This window comes from Enterococcus sp. LJL120, from assembly GCF_054871765.1.
The window spans coordinates 244,051-259,673 of sequence record NZ_JBTXLV010000007.1 but is presented as its reverse complement, the minus strand read 5'-3'; the positions used below and the strand labels follow the sequence as shown (position 1 = coordinate 259,673).

The following is a 15,623-nucleotide window of genomic DNA, read 5'->3' as shown; positions in this document are numbered from 1 at the left end:
AAAGTCGTTTTTAATTAAGGAGTAGGAATTATGGAGACAGAAACAAAACTAACAATAAAAGATTATGTGTACAAGGTTTCATTAGGAATTTCTAATGCTGTGTTGGTTGCTTTAGGGATTGGTTTATTATTTGATACAATCGGCGATTTTACAGGAATTGTCGCCTTTAATAATATTGGTACGATTGCACAACTATTATTAGCACCAGCCTTTGGTGCGGGCATTGCTTTTCAATTGGGCACCAATACATTAGTTGTCTTTAGTTCAATGATTGCCGCAACTGTCGGCAGCAATGCGGTTTTATTTTCGCAAGCAAGTACAGATGCTGTTGCTGTGACCGGGCAAGTTGCTACGCAGGCGGCTGGTTTTGGAATTTTTACAACCGGTCAGCCCATCAGTGCAGTGCTAGCTGGATTAATTGCCGCCCTTGTCGGAAAATGGTTAACTGGCAAAACGCCTTTAGATATGGTTCTTGTGCCCTTCGGTAGTCTTTTTGTCGGCGGTTTAGCTGGTGTTGGTTTGGCTTACGTCACCACACCGTTAATGTTAGCGTTGAGTCAGTTTATGGCCAACTCCATCACTATTTCACCGATTATTGGTTCAATCGTCATTTCAGTGGCTTGGAGCGCTCTTTTGATGACACCAGCTTCTTCGGCTGCTTTAGCGATTGCTCTACAATTAGATCCGACCTCATCAGCTGCGGCCTTAATCGGTTGCACGGCTCAATTTGTTGGCTTTACTGTCATGTCCTTTAGAGAAAATAAAGTGGGCGCCAACATTGCGCAAGGCTTAATTACTCCAAAAGTTCAATTTGCGAATTTAACGAAAAATCCACAGCTGGTGATTCCACCATTTATTTCAGCAGCGATTTGTGCGCCAATCGCCACAGTTGTCTTGAATCTGCGGGTTGGCTATCAATTGGCTGGCTTAGGCTTGAACTCACTGATTGCACCATTGAATCTTTTGGCTAATGACACAACTGGTTTTATCGTTTATATCGCAGTCGGTGTCTTTCTATCCGGAGCTATCACCTATGTCGTTTATCGCTTGATGAAAGCAGCTGGTAAAGTTCAAACCGGTGCTTTAACGATTGAAATGCAATAACTCAAACCTAAATCGACAGTCGCTTCTTAGCTACCCTCAGCTGAGCAGCGACTTTTTCTAATTACTATTATTTGCGTTACTGTGATTATTTTCTTCAGATTTTACGTAATCTAAAGCTACTACAAAGCAGATAATCAATTCCTCTAGCTCTTCTTTAAGAATGGTCACCTCATAGGAGTCGCCCCAACTGACCCATTTTTTATTGACCGTTGCCACCTCAGTCCCTTCTTGCATCATACTGAAGTTCATATTCCAAAGATCCCCTTGGATGCTTAAATTTTCGCCAGTAATGTCATACTTGGCCTTTAAAAAACTTAATTTCTTTTCAATCACCACTTCTTTTGAGCCGACAGTGACAAAAAATTTCGGCAGCAGACTCACGACTTTTTTAGTAATGACGCCGACTTCTTTTCCTTGAGTGTCGGTGATGCGAAACTCTTTGGGAATTTTCATAAAGCTACCTTTGACAAAGTAGCGATCATTAGCAGCTTCATCTTTAACAGTAAACTTTTCGCCAAGGCTGAAAACTTTTTGCTTGATGTATAATTTTTTCATAAAGTCCCCTCATTTCGCTTTTTCTGGAATCTTCTCTTCTATATTAATAGAAGAGATTTCTTTCAACAAGAAAAAAGCTATGGTTTTGACAGAAAATAAAGTTTTCATGGTACACTCTTTTTATAGGGGGGATTTACATGAAAGTAAATAAAAATCGTAAAGTGTTAATAGGCTCGATAATTATTTTAGTGGCGATTGCAGCACTGATTTTATTTTTAGTATTTGGGACCGCTGGTGGTAAGCGCTGGCAGAAAAATCTCGAATCGAGTCTTAATGACGGGTTAAACCGAGAAATATTAGTCTATAACGCTGACGGCTCTGTGATTTATTCTGAGACGGGTAAATTTGATATTAGCTATGGTGACGGTCGTTTAGAATACATCGATGCAGATACGGGACTGAAAACTAATATTTATATCGGCTACAATGCGACTGTGATTGTCAATGAATTAGAATAAGTGCAAAATAAAAAACCGGGTATGGCGACCCGGTTTTTTTGTGTGACAAAATGCTATTAAATATGAATTGGTAAACCTAATGCCAACTCAGAAGCATCCATAGTAATTTCACCCAAAGATGGATGAGGATGGATTGTAAGAGCAATATCTTCAGCGTTCATGCCTGATTCAACGGCTAAAGCTAATTCAGAAATCATATCGCTGGCACCAACACCGGCAATTTGAGCACCGATGACAACATTGCCATCAACAGTTGTGACAAGACGCAAGAAACCTTCCATTTTGTTTAATGAAATGGCCCGACCGTTCCCAGCAAACGGGAATTTAAAACCTTTTGCTTCGATACCAGCCGCTTTTGCATCGGCAACAGTCATTCCGACAGAAGCTAATTCTGGATCGGTAAAGGCAACTGCTGGCATTGCTTTGTAATCAACAGCCACTTTTTTACCAGAAATTGCTTCAGCAGCAATTTTTGCTTCATATGAAGCTTTATGAGCCAATGCAGCACCAGGTACGATATCGCCAATGGCAAAAATATTCGAAATATTGGTGCGACCTTGGTTATCAACTTTGATTAAGCCACGTTCACCGACTTCAACGCCAGCTTGTTCCAAACCTAAATCGTCAGTGTTTGGACGACGACCAACTGTAACCATGACATAGTCAGCAGTTACGGATTCTTCTTTGCCGTCAACTTCGTATTTAACTGTTACGCTGTCGCCATTGTCAACGGCTTCTTTAGCCATTGCAGAAGTAACAACTGTAACGCCTTTTTTCTTGAAGTCATCAGTCACAAGTTTAACCATATCTTTTTCATAGGTTGGTAAAATTGAAGGAGTCCCTTCAATAATCGTTACTTCAGCACCAAGGTTAGCATAAGCGCCACCAAGTTCAGCACCGATAACGCCGCCACCGATAATCACGAATTTTTTAGGAACTTCAGGCAAGTTCAAACCGCCTGTTGAATCTAAGACGCGACCGCCAAATTTAAAGCCAGGAATTTCAATTGGACGAGAGCCTGTTGCGACAATCGCATTATTAAATTCATAAGTTTGAGCTGAATCTGGGTGGATTACCCGTAAAGTATGATCATCAACGAAGAAGGCTTCCCCCATCAAAATTTCAACTTTATGTTTCTTTAATAACATGCCAACACCAGAAGTTAACGTATTGACAACTTTATTTTGTTTCCAGTCTTGTGTTTGTGCAAAGTCTAGCTTAACGCCTTCTGCAGAAACACCGAAAATATTTGAGTCTAAAGAATCTTGGTAATGGTGACCAGCGGCAATCAAGGCTTTTGAAGGAATACAGCCGACGTTTAAACAAACGCCGCCGATAAATTCTCTCTCCACAATTGCAACTTTTTGTCCCATTTCAGCAGCCCGGATAGCGGCAACATATCCGCCAGGGCCTGATCCGATGACAACTGTATCTAATTCAATGGCAAAATCTCCTACTACCATTTTTTAATCATCCTTCCATCAATAATAGTTCTGGGTCAGCTAATAAACGTAAGATATTGTTCAAGGCTTTTTGAGCAGTCGCACCATCAACGATTCGGTGGTCAAAACTCAATGATAATTTCATCATGCGGCCTACAACAATTTCGCCATCTGCATTGACAACTGGAGTTTGCGCAATTGTACCGACTCCTAAGATAGCTACTTCTGGGTAATTGATAACTGGTGTAAACCAGCCGCCACCAACAGAACCAACGTTACTAATTGTAATTGAACCATCACGCATGTCAGGTCCAGTTAATTTGCCATCATGAGCTAGTTGAGCTTTTTCGCTGATTTCATCTGCAATTTGGAACATGCTCTTATTGTCAGCATTTTTAATATTTGGCACATATAAACCATTATCTGTATCTGTTGCGATACCAATATTATAGTAATGTTTGTAAACAATTTCTTGTTTTGCGTCATCAATTGATGCATTCAAGATTGGGAATTTTTTAGCTGTTGCAACTAAAGCTTTAACAACATATGGCAAGAAGGTTAATTTTGTGCCGTTTTCTAAAGCAACATCTTTAAATTTCTTACGGTGATCCCATAATTTAGATACTTCAATTTCACCAAACATTGTAACGTGAGGTGCAGTATGTTTAGAGGTAACCATTGCTTTAGCAATTGCTTTACGAGTTGGTGTTAAAGCAACTCGTTCTTCTAAATCACCTTGAGTTGAAGTGAAGGCTTGTGGTTTCGCTGCTGGAGCACTAGCAGTTGTTGCTTCTGCTTGAGCAGGAGTTTCAGTAGCTGCTGGAGCTTGCGCTTGACCGCCACCAGAAATAAATGCTTGCACGTCTTCTTTTGTAATGCGACCGCCTTTACCACTTGCAGAAACTAATGAAATATCGACATTGTTTTCTCTTGCAAATTGACGAACAGATGGCATTGCCAAAATTTGTTTGTTTGGATCAGAAACTGCCACTACGCCATTGCTGCTTGGTGCAGCCGTTTGAGCTGTTTCAGCTTTGGCAGCCGGTGCCGCTGGTGTACTTGGAGCAGCAGCTGGTGCAGAATTATGTCCCGGTGCATCGATTTCAACTAAGACGTCACCAACATTGGCTACAGTACCTTCTGGAACAACAATATTTTTAACCGTTCCAGTTACAGGAGAAGGAATTTCTTCTACTGATTTATCATTTTGAACTTCTAATAAAGTATCGTCTTCATTGATTGTGTCGCCAGCTTTGACGAACCATTTAACGATTTCGCCTTCCGCAATTCCTTCACCAATATCTGGTAATTTGAATTGGTAAACACCGCCGTCAGCAGCCGGTGCTGCTGCAACAGGTTCTGCAGCTGGACTAGCAGGTGTTTGGGATTCAGCCGCAACGCCACTGTCGCCTTCATTGCCTTCAAAGCCAGGTGCGTCGATTTCGACTAAAACGTCACCGACATTGGCTACAGTGCCTTCAGAAACGATAATATTTTTCACCGTTCCGGTTACAGGAGAAGGAATTTCTTCTACTGATTTATCATTTTGTACTTCTAATAAAGTATCATCTTCATTGATTGTATCGCCGGGTTTAACGAACCATTTGACGATTTCGCCTTCAGCAATCCCTTCACCAATGTCAGGTAATTTAAATTGAAAAGCCATTTTTTATTTCTTCCCTTCTGTCTGATTAAAAGTTTGCGATTTCTTTGACTTTATCTTCGATATCTTTTGCGTTTGGCAACCAGATATTTTCAGCTTGACCGAATGGGAAGATAGTATCAGGAGCAGATACCCGACCAATTGGTGCTTCTAATGAAAGAATCGCTCTTTCAGAAATTTCAGAAACAACTTGAGCAGCTACGCCAGCTTGTTTTTGCGCTTCTTGAACGACAACCACGCGATTTGTTTTTTCAACTGATTTGATGATTGTTTCAACATCTAGCGGTGCGACTGTTCTTAAATCAATAATTTCAACGCTGATATTTTCTTTCGCTAAATTATCGGCTGCTTTGACTGCTTCACGAACCATTGCCCCATAAGTGACAACTGTGATATCAGTTCCTTCACGGGTAACGGCTGCTTTGTCCAAAGGCACTTCGTAAGCTTCATCCGGCACTTCCTCACGGAAAGAACGATACAGTTTCATGTGTTCCAAATAAACAACTGGATCATTGCTGCGGATGGCAGAGATTAATAATCCTTTGGCATCATAAGGATTTGATGGAATAACTACTCGGATACCAGGAGATTGTGCAATCAAACCTTCTAAGTTATCTGAGTGCAATTCAGGTGTATGCACTCCACCACCAAATGGCGCACGGATTGTGATTGGTAATTGACGAGTACCGCCCATACGATAACGGGTGCGGGCCATTTGACCAACAATTTCATCCATAACTTCAAATACGAAACCGAAGAATTGAATTTCAGGAACTGGACGGTAACCTGTTAGCGCTAAACCAAAAGCTAAACCACCGATACCAGATTCAGCTAGTGGTGTATCGAAAACTTTATCTTCACCAAATTTAGCTTGTAAACCTTCTGTTGCCCGGAAAACACCACCGTTTTTACCAACGTCTTCACCGAAGACTAAAACTTCTGAATCATTTTCCAGTTCAGCAGCTAGGGCATCTGTGATAGCTTGAATCATTGTTTTTTGTGCCATGATTATTTCGACTCCTTCGCTTCGTAAATTGCAATTTGTTCTTTAATGCTTTGTGGTTGAACTTCAAACATATTTTTTAAGAAATCAGAAACTTTTTGCTTCGGTGCTTTATCAGCTTCAGCAATCGCATCTTTAATTTCTTCTTTTGTTTTTTCAATAATTTCTTCTTCTTTGGCTTCGCTCCATAAACCTTTTTCAGTTAAGTAGTTACGGAAACGAATCAAAGGATCTTTTTGTTGCCATTCATCATCCATTTCTTTAGAGCGGTAACGGGTTGGATCATCACCTGATAAAGTATGCGGACCATAACGATAAGTTAAGGTTTCAATTAAGACAGGGCCATTTCCGGCAGCAGCCCATTCACGAGCGGCTTTAGTTACAGCGTAAACTGCCAATGGATCCATCCCATCAACTTGAATACCAGGAATTCCTGCTGCTGCTGCTTTTTGTGCTAATGTTTCAGCTGCAGTCTGCACTTCCCGTGGTGTTGAGATTGCAAAACCATTATTTTGAATAAAGAAGACAGCGTTACCGTGGAAACTTCCAGCAAAGTTAATTCCTTCGTAGAAATCACCTTGAGAAGAACCGCCATCACCTGTATAAGTGAAGACAACATTTTTGCTACCGCGTTTTTTCAAGCCTAAAGCTACGCCGGCTGCTTGTACATATTGCGCACCGATAATGATTTGTGGTGGCATTGCTGTCAATGTTTCAGGATATAAGTTACCAGCCACATGGCCCCGAGACCATAAGAAAGCTTGGCTTAAAGGTAAACCATGTTGAATTAATTGAGGGACATCACGATAGCCTGGGAATAAATAATCTTCTTTTTCCATTGCAAAATTACTTGCAAGTTGGCTGGCTTCTTGACCAGCTGTTGGGGCGTAGAAACCTAGACGACCTTGACGGTTTAATGCGGTTGAACGTTGATCTAGAACCCGCGCCCACACCATTTGACTCATCAATTCCACTAATTCATCATCAGATAAATCTGGAACTGCTGCTTCGTTGACGATTTTCCCTTCTTTATCCAAAATTTGGAAAGTTGGAAAATCTGCATTGACTTCTTTGAGCAATTTTTTAAAATCAATAGCTGTTTGCTTCTTTGCCATTTTGTCACACATTCCTCTCTGTAATAAAAAATCCTAAACCGCGAATGAAACAGCACAAGAATCTGTACTATTTATTTTCGCTTTCGATATAAAACTACCATCTTTAGAAAATAAACACAAGCAATAAGCTTCTTTTTCGCAATTTTTTTCACTTTTAAAAAGCCTTTTAAATTAAGACTTAAAAGTGAATTATTTCACATTGTAACCCTTTTCGTCTTTCGGGAAGCGCCTTTTCGTAAAAAAATTAAACACTGTGTGGTACAAAAATAATACAGTTTCAATCGGTGTATTCTTTTTAAAGTTGTCAAATCAAGGAAAAGCTTCTGTATTACTTTTATTTGATAACAGTTTGTAAGTGTTCTCTTATCATTAAAATAAATAATTTTCTCCGCAAAAAAAAGCTGTGACACAAGTGAAATCAGAAATAATTTTACCAAAAGAATATTTAATAGAAACTACTAAATATTCTACGGTTATTATTTCTAAAAACTTGTCTCACAGCGTTAAATTTTTAAAGCCACTCTTTGGTCAAGCGGATGTAAATTCTTTTGGCAAACTCAACGGTAATCAGATAGGCAATAATAATGCCGATAAACCAAGGCCAGTAGCTGGCTGGTAATGGGCTAAATTCGAAAATTTCGCGAATCGGAGCAATTAAAATAATACCTAAGCCAATTAAAATACCGATAGCACTGCTGATTAGAACTTGCGGTGCCGCCATGCTTTGAATAAACGGCACTTTTTTTGTACGGACCATTTGTACAACTAAGGTTTGGCTGACTAAGCCCACCATAAACCAACCGGCTTGGAAGATACCTTGTGTCGCCAAGGAATTAGCGCCAAAGACATTCCACATAATCAAGAAGGTCAAAATATCAAAAATCGAGCTGACCGGACCGATACAGACGGTGAATTTTAGCAAACCATCAATTTGCCAACGAACGGGTTTTGCCAATTCTTCTTCATCAACATTATCCCAAGGTATGGTCAATTGGGTCATATCGTAAATTAAATTTTGAACTAATAATTGAATGGAGAGCATTGGTAGAAATGGTAGAAAGGCACTGGCAACTAAAATTGAAAAGACGTTTCCAAAGTTTGAGCTAATAGTAATTTTAATGTATTTCATCATATTGCTGAATACTTTGCGGCCTTCAATCACGCCGGCCTCCAGCACATTCAAACTTTTTTCTAACAGAATAATTGAACTGGCATCTTTCGTTATATCGGCGGCGGTATCCACTGAGATACCGACATCGGCTTTTCTTAAAGCCGGTGCATCGTTGATGCCATCCCCCATAAAGCCAACAGTGTGACCATTGCTTTGCAGATTTTCAATGATGCGAGATTTTTGCATTGGGTTTAATTTAGCAAATAAGTTCGCAGATTCAACGATTGTTTTCATTTCTTCATCACTGGCTTCATCAATTTGTGAGCCGAGGACCACAGTGCCGACTTCGATGCCAACATCCCGGCAGACTTTTTTTGCAACAATGTCATTGTCACCAGTTAAAACTTTAACGTTGACGCCGTGTTCATGTAAAGACTTGATCGCAGTGATTGCTGATTCTTTAGCGGGATCTAAAAAGCCCATGAACCCAATCAAGGTCATGTCGGCTTCGTCGCCGACGTTATAAATGGCATCAGTATGGGCATCTCGTCGAATAGCAACGGTAATTACCCGCATGCCTTGTTCATTCATTTCACGATTTAATTGGCGCATCGTCGCTTTACGTTCTTCAGTTAAAGGTAGTCTTTCACCATCAATTTCGACAAAGCTGCAAATGCCCTCCATCTCTTCAACGGCCCCTTTAGTAATCATAATTTGATGATCATCAGCCTTTACGACAACTGTTAAACGGCGCCGGGAAAAATCAAAGGGAATTTCATCAATTTTTACGACATCGTGATAAGGCAATTGGCGTTTGCCGTCTTCAAAATAATTAATCACGGCAATGTCCATTAAGTTTTTCCAACCTGTTTGATAATGGGAATTTAAAAAGGCTAAGTTTAAGACTTGATCATTTGGCTGGCCGGTCGGGTCTAAATGTTGGACCAAGACTACCCGATCTTCGGTAATTGTGCCAGTCTTATCAGTACACAGCACATCCATGCTGCCGAGATTTTGCATTGAAGCCAGCTCTTTAACAATCACTTGATGTTTGGACAAGCTTAAAGCACCTTTGGCTAAGTTGCTGGTGACAATCATCGGCAGCATTTCAGGTGTCAGTCCAACGGCCACAGCAATCGCAAAGAAGAAGGCATCGCCCCAGTTGCCTTTGGTCAACCCGTTAATCAAAAAGACAATTGGGAATAAAATCATGACCATTCGTAACAGTAATTTCGAAATTTTGGTTAGGCCGACATCAAAACTAGTTTTGCCCCGTTGGGAAGTCGCACTTTTGGCAATATCACCGAAGAAAGTATTTTGGCCAGTTTTTAAAATAATGGCTTTACCTTGACCACTGAGGACATCGGTTCCCATGAAGACTAAGTCTTGCATATCCAACGCTGAAAGCTCATCGGTTTCTGTGAGCTTGGCATCGACAAATTTTTCCACCGGCATGGATTCTCCGGTTAGAGACGATTGATTGACAAATAAATCTTTAGTCCAAATTAAGACTGCATCGGCGGGAATCATATCGCCGGTGGCTAAAGTAATTAAATCCCCTGGCACTATTTCATCCATTGGAATTTCTCTGGTGCTGCTGTCTCTAGTAACGGCTGAAGTATTTTCAATTAATTCTTTTAACTCTTGGCTGGCTTTTTGAGAACGATATTCCTGAATAAAGGTAATAATGACACTGGCTAAAATCATAATCCCCATCACCACTGCTGCTTCAATATCGCCAGTGGCTAAAGAGACAATTGCTAATAAGACTAACACGAAAACAAAGGGATCATTAAAAGCTTTTAAAAATAAAAGCACAGCTGGTACTGGTTTTTGCGCAGAAACGACATTGGCGCCGTATTCTTCTAATCTTTCTTTGGCATCTGCTTCAGTCAAGCCGTTGATGGACGTTCTTAATTCCATCATTAGTTCCCGTTCTGAAAGCAGGGCTAATTTTTTTAGTTCTTGGTCCTTGGTTTGTTTTAAATTACTTTTTCTAATCATGTTCTTTCCTCCTATTGCACTGGAGGAAAGTCCTCCAAATGCAGAATATTGTACGGCCTCTGTCCTTCAGGGTGATCCATAACGCCTCAATCCTTTCTGTCATTTTTTAATTAAATTAATTTATAGGAGGTTTTTTAGACAAAAAGAAACCCACACTCAACGAGAGCATGGGAAAAATTTGATTTCATGACCATCGTTGAGCTTTAGCACTATAGAGCGTAATTAATCAAGATTGATTACAGCTACTTTAGACTCGCCTTCACGACGAAGTCTTGTTTTACCAACTAAGAGTCTCTCGATTCTTTCGCGGCAGCAGCATATGTCCATATAGGAGCCTCACCTAACAATTATTTAATTTTGTTTACATGTTGATTTTATGCCGTAAAAATAAGAAAGTCAACCCAAAAAGCCGTTAATCATTTAATAAGCGATGTTTTTTAAAATACTCATCGACCTTTTGATTTGCGGCCGCTTCGTAATAATCTTTAAATTTGACTGTCCACAGTTTGGTTTCTCTGGCTTCGGCAAATTTTTCCATCGTCTGGTCATACTCTGCTAAAACCGGATAGTCATAATCTTTAAAGCTATCGTAAAAAACGACGGCCTCTTCTGGTAGTCTTGGCTTGACCTTCATGGCAACGTTCGGTTTGCCAATACTTAAGCCGCATAGAGGAAACATCTGCTCTGGCAAATGCAGCAACTCGGCTAGCTCTTCAATATTTTTGCGGACGGAACCCACTGGAACACAGCCTAAGCCTAGTGCTTCGGTGGCGACAATTGCACTTTGGAGCGCCATCGCCGCATCAGTCGTTGCCACTAAGATGTGATCTAAGCTTTCACCAACGGTCGAAGCCGTATGATAATGTTCGCTAATCATTTTAGCCCGATGCAAATCGCCGACAAATAATAAAAAGACTGAACTATTTAGCATATGGGGATTTCCCGGGTTCCATTCAACTAATTGCTCACGAATTTTTTTATCTTGGATAACTAAAATGCTGTAGGCTTGACCATTCATCCAGTTCGCACTTTGACGAGCGGCCGTTAAAATCGTCTGTAAATCCTCTTGGGGCAATTGATAATCGGCATCGAAATCCCGATAAGTCCGATGGTTTAATAAAATATCAAGGGTGTCACTCATAATATCATCTCCATTCTTAATAAGTTTAGCACAAGTTTTAGCTTTTTTTCAGCGTATCGGTGATTTCAGAAAAAATCTCAAAAAAATTGCGGTAATCCTTTTCTTCTAACCGACTAAAATTAATGCGTAGAGCATTTTTTTCATTGGAGAAAAGAAAACTCGGAGCAATTAGCAGCCCTTTATCTAAAAAAAGCTGCCAATTTTTTTTAGCTATATCCCCTCTTTGCCAGGTCAGCCAGACGTAAAACCCACCTTTAATCTCACTAATTCGCCAGTTTTTTTCAAAGGGGGCTACTAGCTTCAGAAAAGTTGCGGCTCGTTTAGCTAAGGCATCTACTAATAGCTGTCGCTGATTTAAAAAAGTCTGATCACTTAAAGCAGCTGTGGCAAGGACTTGCGGAAAAATACTGACGGTAGAATCCATCACCTGCCTAGCTTCAATTAAGGGCGCCATAAGGGAATGGGGAGCTAAAAGCCAACCGATTTTAGTTGAGGCGCCTAATATTTTTGAAAGTGAACCCAGATAGATGACTTGCTGCGGGGCAAGTGATTTTAATAAAGGAATTTTCTTGGTGAAATTAATCTCACCAAAGACATTGTCTTCCACAACAGGAATTTGATATCTGCCACAAAGCTCTAAAACTTCTTGACGACGCTTCAAAGACATCACAATACCAGTAGGATTTTGGTAGGTCGGATTTAAAATCAGCATTTTAATTTTTTTTGTGACAATTAATTGCTTTAACTCGTTTAGTTTAATGCCCTCTCGGTCCAAGCCAACGCCAAAAAGCGAAATTCCGGCAGCCTGAAAAATTGGCAGGCCATAAAGAAATGAAGGATTTTCAATTGCCACGCTATCTCCGGGTGCCAATAACACTTGCAGCAATAAAAACAACCCTTGTTGAGCCCCAGAAGTAATTAATATATCCTCAAGGGAAACCTCTAATTGATGGTCTTTTTGCAATTCTTCTTGAATAGCTTTTTGCAACGGCAAATACCCCGCTGCTGATAGTTGAGTCTCTTCAGCTAAAAAATCCTCCCAACGAAAACTCGGCAGCTGGAAATTCGGAATCAGTTGATGAGGCAGTTCCCCGGTAAATAAATCTAGTACCTCCGAGTCTGCTAATCGCTTTTTTAAATTCAGCAAAAAAGGATGCTGGCGATTATAAGCCGTTTGTTGTAAAATTCCCTGCCAATTTGTGCGGGGCAAGGCTTGGCGTCCCCAATTTCCTTCATTTACCCTCGTGCCGCTACCCTGTTTACGTATCAGCCAGCCTAAACTGGCCAATTCATCCAGCGCATGGACGACTGTCGTGCGATTGACAGCAAATAATTTTGCCAGCTCCCGTTCAGTCGGAATTTTTTCGCCGGCTTCCAGTTCGCCCTTTTGAATGCTTTCAATAATTAAATCCATAATTTGTAGATAAATCGGTCCCGTTGATTTTTGTAAGCGCCATTCCATAGCTTTACCTTCTTTTTTGTAATTGGATGACCTCAAAATAAACCAATTGGCTGTTTCTGTCAAATCAGCCTTCCCTTATACTAAGTTACATTAAAAGAAAATTTGAATGGAGGAGGAAATTGATTAAAAAAGTGTTGACCGTGGCCGGCTCTGATTCGACTGGCGGAGCAGGCATTCAAGCGGATTTAAAAACATTTCAAGAATACGGCACTTTTGGTTTTTCAGCGATTACAAGTGTGATGACAATGGACCCAGATCAAAATTGGTCCCATGAAGTCACCAGCTTTTCACCAGAGCTAGTGGCTAAACAGCTAAAAAGTATTTTTACCGGCGGACAGCTAGCAGCCATGAAAACTGGTTTATTGGGAGATGTCGGGACAATTGAGGTTGTCAAAGATTATCTTGAAAAATATCAGATGCCAAATGTTGTGATTGACCCTGTCATTGCTAGTAAAGGCACGCAGGATTTATTTCAAAGTGAAAATGTGGTGGCGATTAAAAAAAACCTCTTACCTTTAGCAACAATTACCACGCCGAATTTAGTGGAGGCGGCCATCTTGGCAGAAATGCCGCCGTTAGAAAATTTAGCTGAAATGAAAATTGCGGCAGAAAAAATTTATCAGCTGGGTCCTAAGAATGTCATCGTTAAAGGTGGCCATCGTCTCGGCGGAGAAAAATCGCTGGATGTGTTCTTTGACGGCCGTAATTTTGAAATTTTGGAAAATCCTCTGTTTAAAACAGATTTCAATCATGGCGCTGGCTGTACTTTTGCTGCCGCAATTACGGCGGGCTTAGCCAAGGAGCTTTCTGTCTTTGAAGCTGTCGTCTTAGCCAAAGACTTTGTGGCGGCCGCTATTCAAGAAGGCTTAGAAATTAATCAGTATTTAGGTCATGTCTGGCATGGTGCCTATAATCAAGCCCAAAACCGGGTGACTTCTAAAAATAATCAACCATCAATTAAATAAAGGAGTAAATTATGATAAAAAATTCACGTTTAAGAAGTATTATTTTAGTGGCGCTGTTTGCTGCGTTGACCGTTATCGGCACTAATATTCGGATTCCGATGCCGACAGGCGCCTTTGTCCATCTGGGTAATGCCGTTTTATTATTGGCAGTGCTTTTAATCGGCTATAAAAGAGGTGCGTTAGCTGGTGGTTTAGGTTTTTTCATTTTTGATATTCTCAGTGGCTATGCAACTGAGGCGCCTTATTTTCTTTTGGAAAGTTTTATCGTCGGTGGAGCAGCAGCCTTAGCAATTCTATTTTTCAAAAAGAATTTGACGAATGTCTGGCAAGTAATGGGTGTGGGTGTCGTCACCGGGATTGCCAAGCTAATCATGACGCAGCTGAAAAATACTGTTACCTTTTTAATTGCCGGATCTTCTTTGCCGGTTGCCTTCACCAGTGCTGCCACCAAACTCCCAGCCTCACTAATCAATGTGATTATGACAATTGTGATTGTTTCGTTAGTTTATTTTCCCTTGAAAAAAATTATGGGGACAGTCTTAGGGTCATCTGATCGACCTGCCCATGATTCTAAATAAAAAAATTACTGGATAGTTGTAAAAGCCCTGTCAACATTAGATTTTTAGTCTAATGTTGACAGGGCTCTTTATTATCTAAAAGTAAATTGCAAATTTTAACCGTGGCGGCGATTGCGGCCGGACATCCACACCTCTTTTGTGAGGTAGCGGACCCGTTCCATAATCCGTTTGGCTTTAATTGGTTCCTCATCGCCTTTTTGCGAGACGCTGAGGTGTTCTTCAAACTCCGTTAAGTTAAAGTTGGAGGAAAAGAAAGTTGGCAATTGCTCCTGCATCCGATGCTGCAAAATGACACCAAAAACTTCATCACGAATCCAAGGGCTCATCGAATCGGCTCCCATATCATCCAGCATTAAAATCGGCGCTCTTTTTACAGCGTCTAATTTTGGCCCAACAGAATCATTGCCGATTGCCTGTTTCATCTCTACTGTAAAGGTCGGAAAGTGAACTAGCGTTGTTTCAAATCCTCTGACGGCTAACTCATGAGCTATTGCACCTAATAAATAGGTTTTGCCAACACCAAAGTCGCCCACCAGATACAAGCCTTTATGAAAATCTTTAGGTGTAGCGACAAACTCATTGATAAAGGTCATCGCTTCAATTAGTGCAGCACTTCTTTCGGTGTCACGATCAAAGTTGGCGATGGAGGCATCTTGAATATCTTTTGGCATATCCACTGCCCGCACGCGACTGCGGATTTCTTCCTCCCGCTTACGGGCCATCAAGGCTTCCGTTGGCACATAAGTCACATCGATAAAATGAAAATTCATCGCCAGCTGCGGCTCGTAGCCTGGGGCAATCATTGTGGGATCATTTAATTGGTATTTGCGTTTTTCTTGAACAAATTCATAGAGTTTTGCGTAACTTTTTTCGATATCAGCATCGGTCAGCTGATATCGATGCTCTGCGATAAAGGCTGCGACATCTGGATCTTGTAAAACTTTTTGAACCATTTCCGCTAATTTGTCCTGGTAATTTCCTTTGCGAATAATCTGTGACAATTCTTTTCCCATATCCTCCAT

The 15,623-nt window shown here is 40.7% G+C and carries 13 protein-coding genes and 1 riboswitch; of the genes, 4 read left to right on the top strand and 9 right to left on the bottom strand.

Going from position 1 to position 15,623, the window contains the following annotated elements; all coding sequences use genetic code 11:
- Positions 1-30: 30 nt before the first annotated feature.
- Positions 31-1,104, top strand: coding sequence for a PTS transporter subunit IIC (locus ACYSNU_RS13410; protein ID WP_461737711.1), 1,074 nt, complete (start codon positions 31-33; stop codon positions 1,102-1,104).
- 57 nt (positions 1,105-1,161) lie between these two features.
- Here the strand turns inward: ACYSNU_RS13410 and ACYSNU_RS13405 are convergent, their stop codons facing one another.
- Entirely contained in the window at positions 1,162-1,659 is a 498-nt protein-coding gene (locus ACYSNU_RS13405) for an LURP-one-related/scramblase family protein (RefSeq protein ID WP_461737710.1), read from the bottom strand.
- A 137-nt stretch (positions 1,660-1,796) separates the two neighbouring features.
- Here ACYSNU_RS13405 and ACYSNU_RS13400 point away from each other — a divergent pair, with 137 nt between their 5' ends.
- Complete coding sequence (locus ACYSNU_RS13400) at positions 1,797-2,117, top strand: hypothetical protein (RefSeq protein ID WP_461737709.1); 321 nt, start codon at positions 1,797-1,799, stop codon at positions 2,115-2,117.
- Between the two features lie 56 nt (positions 2,118-2,173).
- Here ACYSNU_RS13400 and lpdA read toward each other — a convergent pair whose 3' ends face one another.
- The 7 genes from lpdA to ACYSNU_RS13365 form a co-directional block, all read right to left on the bottom strand.
- Entirely contained in the window at positions 2,174-3,580 is a 1,407-nt protein-coding gene (gene lpdA / locus ACYSNU_RS13395) for a dihydrolipoyl dehydrogenase (RefSeq protein ID WP_461737708.1), read from the bottom strand.
- A 7-nt stretch (positions 3,581-3,587) separates the two neighbouring features.
- Entirely contained in the window at positions 3,588-5,225 is a 1,638-nt protein-coding gene (locus tag ACYSNU_RS13390) for a dihydrolipoyllysine-residue acetyltransferase (protein WP_461737707.1), read from the bottom strand.
- 25 nt (positions 5,226-5,250) lie between these two features.
- Positions 5,251-6,228, bottom strand: a complete 978-nt coding sequence (locus ACYSNU_RS13385; RefSeq protein WP_265457388.1) for an alpha-ketoacid dehydrogenase subunit beta — start codon at positions 6,226-6,228, stop codon at positions 5,251-5,253.
- A 2-nt stretch (positions 6,229-6,230) separates the two neighbouring features.
- Positions 6,231-7,340 carry a pyruvate dehydrogenase (acetyl-transferring) E1 component subunit alpha gene (gene pdhA / locus ACYSNU_RS13380; RefSeq protein WP_265457386.1) on the bottom strand — a complete coding sequence of 370 codons (1,110 nt, stop codon included), beginning with the start codon at positions 7,338-7,340 and terminating at the stop codon, positions 6,231-6,233.
- Between the two features lie 511 nt (positions 7,341-7,851).
- Positions 7,852-10,455 carry a magnesium-translocating P-type ATPase gene (gene mgtA / locus ACYSNU_RS13375; RefSeq protein ID WP_461737706.1) on the bottom strand — a complete coding sequence of 868 codons (2,604 nt, stop codon included), beginning with the start codon at positions 10,453-10,455 and terminating at the stop codon, positions 7,852-7,854.
- Positions 10,456-10,637: 182 nt separating this feature from the next.
- Positions 10,638-10,810: riboswitch (M-box (ykoK) riboswitch) on the bottom strand.
- 57 nt (positions 10,811-10,867) lie between these two features.
- On the bottom strand, positions 10,868-11,596 hold the full coding sequence (locus ACYSNU_RS13370) for a nitroreductase family protein (RefSeq protein WP_461737705.1): 729 nt from the start codon (positions 11,594-11,596) through the stop codon (positions 10,868-10,870).
- 37 nt (positions 11,597-11,633) lie between these two features.
- Entirely contained in the window at positions 11,634-13,058 is a 1,425-nt protein-coding gene (locus ACYSNU_RS13365) for an aminotransferase-like domain-containing protein (protein ID WP_461737704.1), read from the bottom strand.
- Between the two features lie 119 nt (positions 13,059-13,177).
- Here ACYSNU_RS13365 and thiD point away from each other — a divergent pair, with 119 nt between their 5' ends.
- Together thiD and ACYSNU_RS13355 are read left to right on the top strand one after the other, a co-directional pair.
- Positions 13,178-14,023, top strand: a complete 846-nt coding sequence (gene thiD / locus ACYSNU_RS13360; protein WP_461737703.1) for a bifunctional hydroxymethylpyrimidine kinase/phosphomethylpyrimidine kinase — start codon at positions 13,178-13,180, stop codon at positions 14,021-14,023.
- 11 nt (positions 14,024-14,034) lie between these two features.
- Positions 14,035-14,601 carry an ECF transporter S component gene (locus ACYSNU_RS13355; protein WP_265457378.1) on the top strand — a complete coding sequence of 189 codons (567 nt, stop codon included), beginning with the start codon at positions 14,035-14,037 and terminating at the stop codon, positions 14,599-14,601.
- A 95-nt stretch (positions 14,602-14,696) separates the two neighbouring features.
- Here the strand turns inward: ACYSNU_RS13355 and dnaI are convergent, their stop codons facing one another.
- Positions 14,697-15,623, bottom strand: a complete 927-nt coding sequence (gene dnaI / locus ACYSNU_RS13350; RefSeq protein ID WP_461737702.1) for a primosomal protein DnaI — start codon at positions 15,621-15,623, stop codon at positions 14,697-14,699.

What these genes read in the sequence shown, in the direction of transcription:
- mgtA (WP_461737706.1), bottom strand. Translation starts at nt 10,455, where the DNA reads ATGATTAGAAAAAGTAATTTAAAACAAACCAAGGACCAAGAACTAAAA.
- dnaI (WP_461737702.1), bottom strand. Translation starts at nt 15,623, where the DNA reads ATGGAGGATATGGGAAAAGAATTGTCACAGATTATTCGCAAAGGAAAT.
- pdhA (WP_265457386.1), bottom strand. Translation starts at nt 7,340, where the DNA reads ATGGCAAAGAAGCAAACAGCTATTGATTTTAAAAAATTGCTCAAAGAA.
- ACYSNU_RS13385 (WP_265457388.1), bottom strand. Translation starts at nt 6,228, where the DNA reads ATGGCACAAAAAACAATGATTCAAGCTATCACAGATGCCCTAGCTGCT.
- ACYSNU_RS13370 (WP_461737705.1), bottom strand. Translation starts at nt 11,596, where the DNA reads ATGAGTGACACCCTTGATATTTTATTAAACCATCGGACTTATCGGGAT.
- lpdA (WP_461737708.1), bottom strand. Translation starts at nt 3,580, where the DNA reads ATGGTAGTAGGAGATTTTGCCATTGAATTAGATACAGTTGTCATCGGA.
- ACYSNU_RS13390 (WP_461737707.1), bottom strand. Translation starts at nt 5,225, where the DNA reads ATGGCTTTTCAATTTAAATTACCTGACATTGGTGAAGGGATTGCTGAA.
- ACYSNU_RS13355 (WP_265457378.1), top strand. Translation starts at nt 14,035, where the DNA reads ATGATAAAAAATTCACGTTTAAGAAGTATTATTTTAGTGGCGCTGTTT.
- ACYSNU_RS13400 (WP_461737709.1), top strand. Translation starts at nt 1,797, where the DNA reads ATGAAAGTAAATAAAAATCGTAAAGTGTTAATAGGCTCGATAATTATT.
- ACYSNU_RS13405 (WP_461737710.1), bottom strand. Translation starts at nt 1,659, where the DNA reads ATGAAAAAATTATACATCAAGCAAAAAGTTTTCAGCCTTGGCGAAAAG.
- ACYSNU_RS13365 (WP_461737704.1), bottom strand. Translation starts at nt 13,058, where the DNA reads ATGGAATGGCGCTTACAAAAATCAACGGGACCGATTTATCTACAAATT.
- ACYSNU_RS13410 (WP_461737711.1), top strand. Translation starts at nt 31, where the DNA reads ATGGAGACAGAAACAAAACTAACAATAAAAGATTATGTGTACAAGGTT.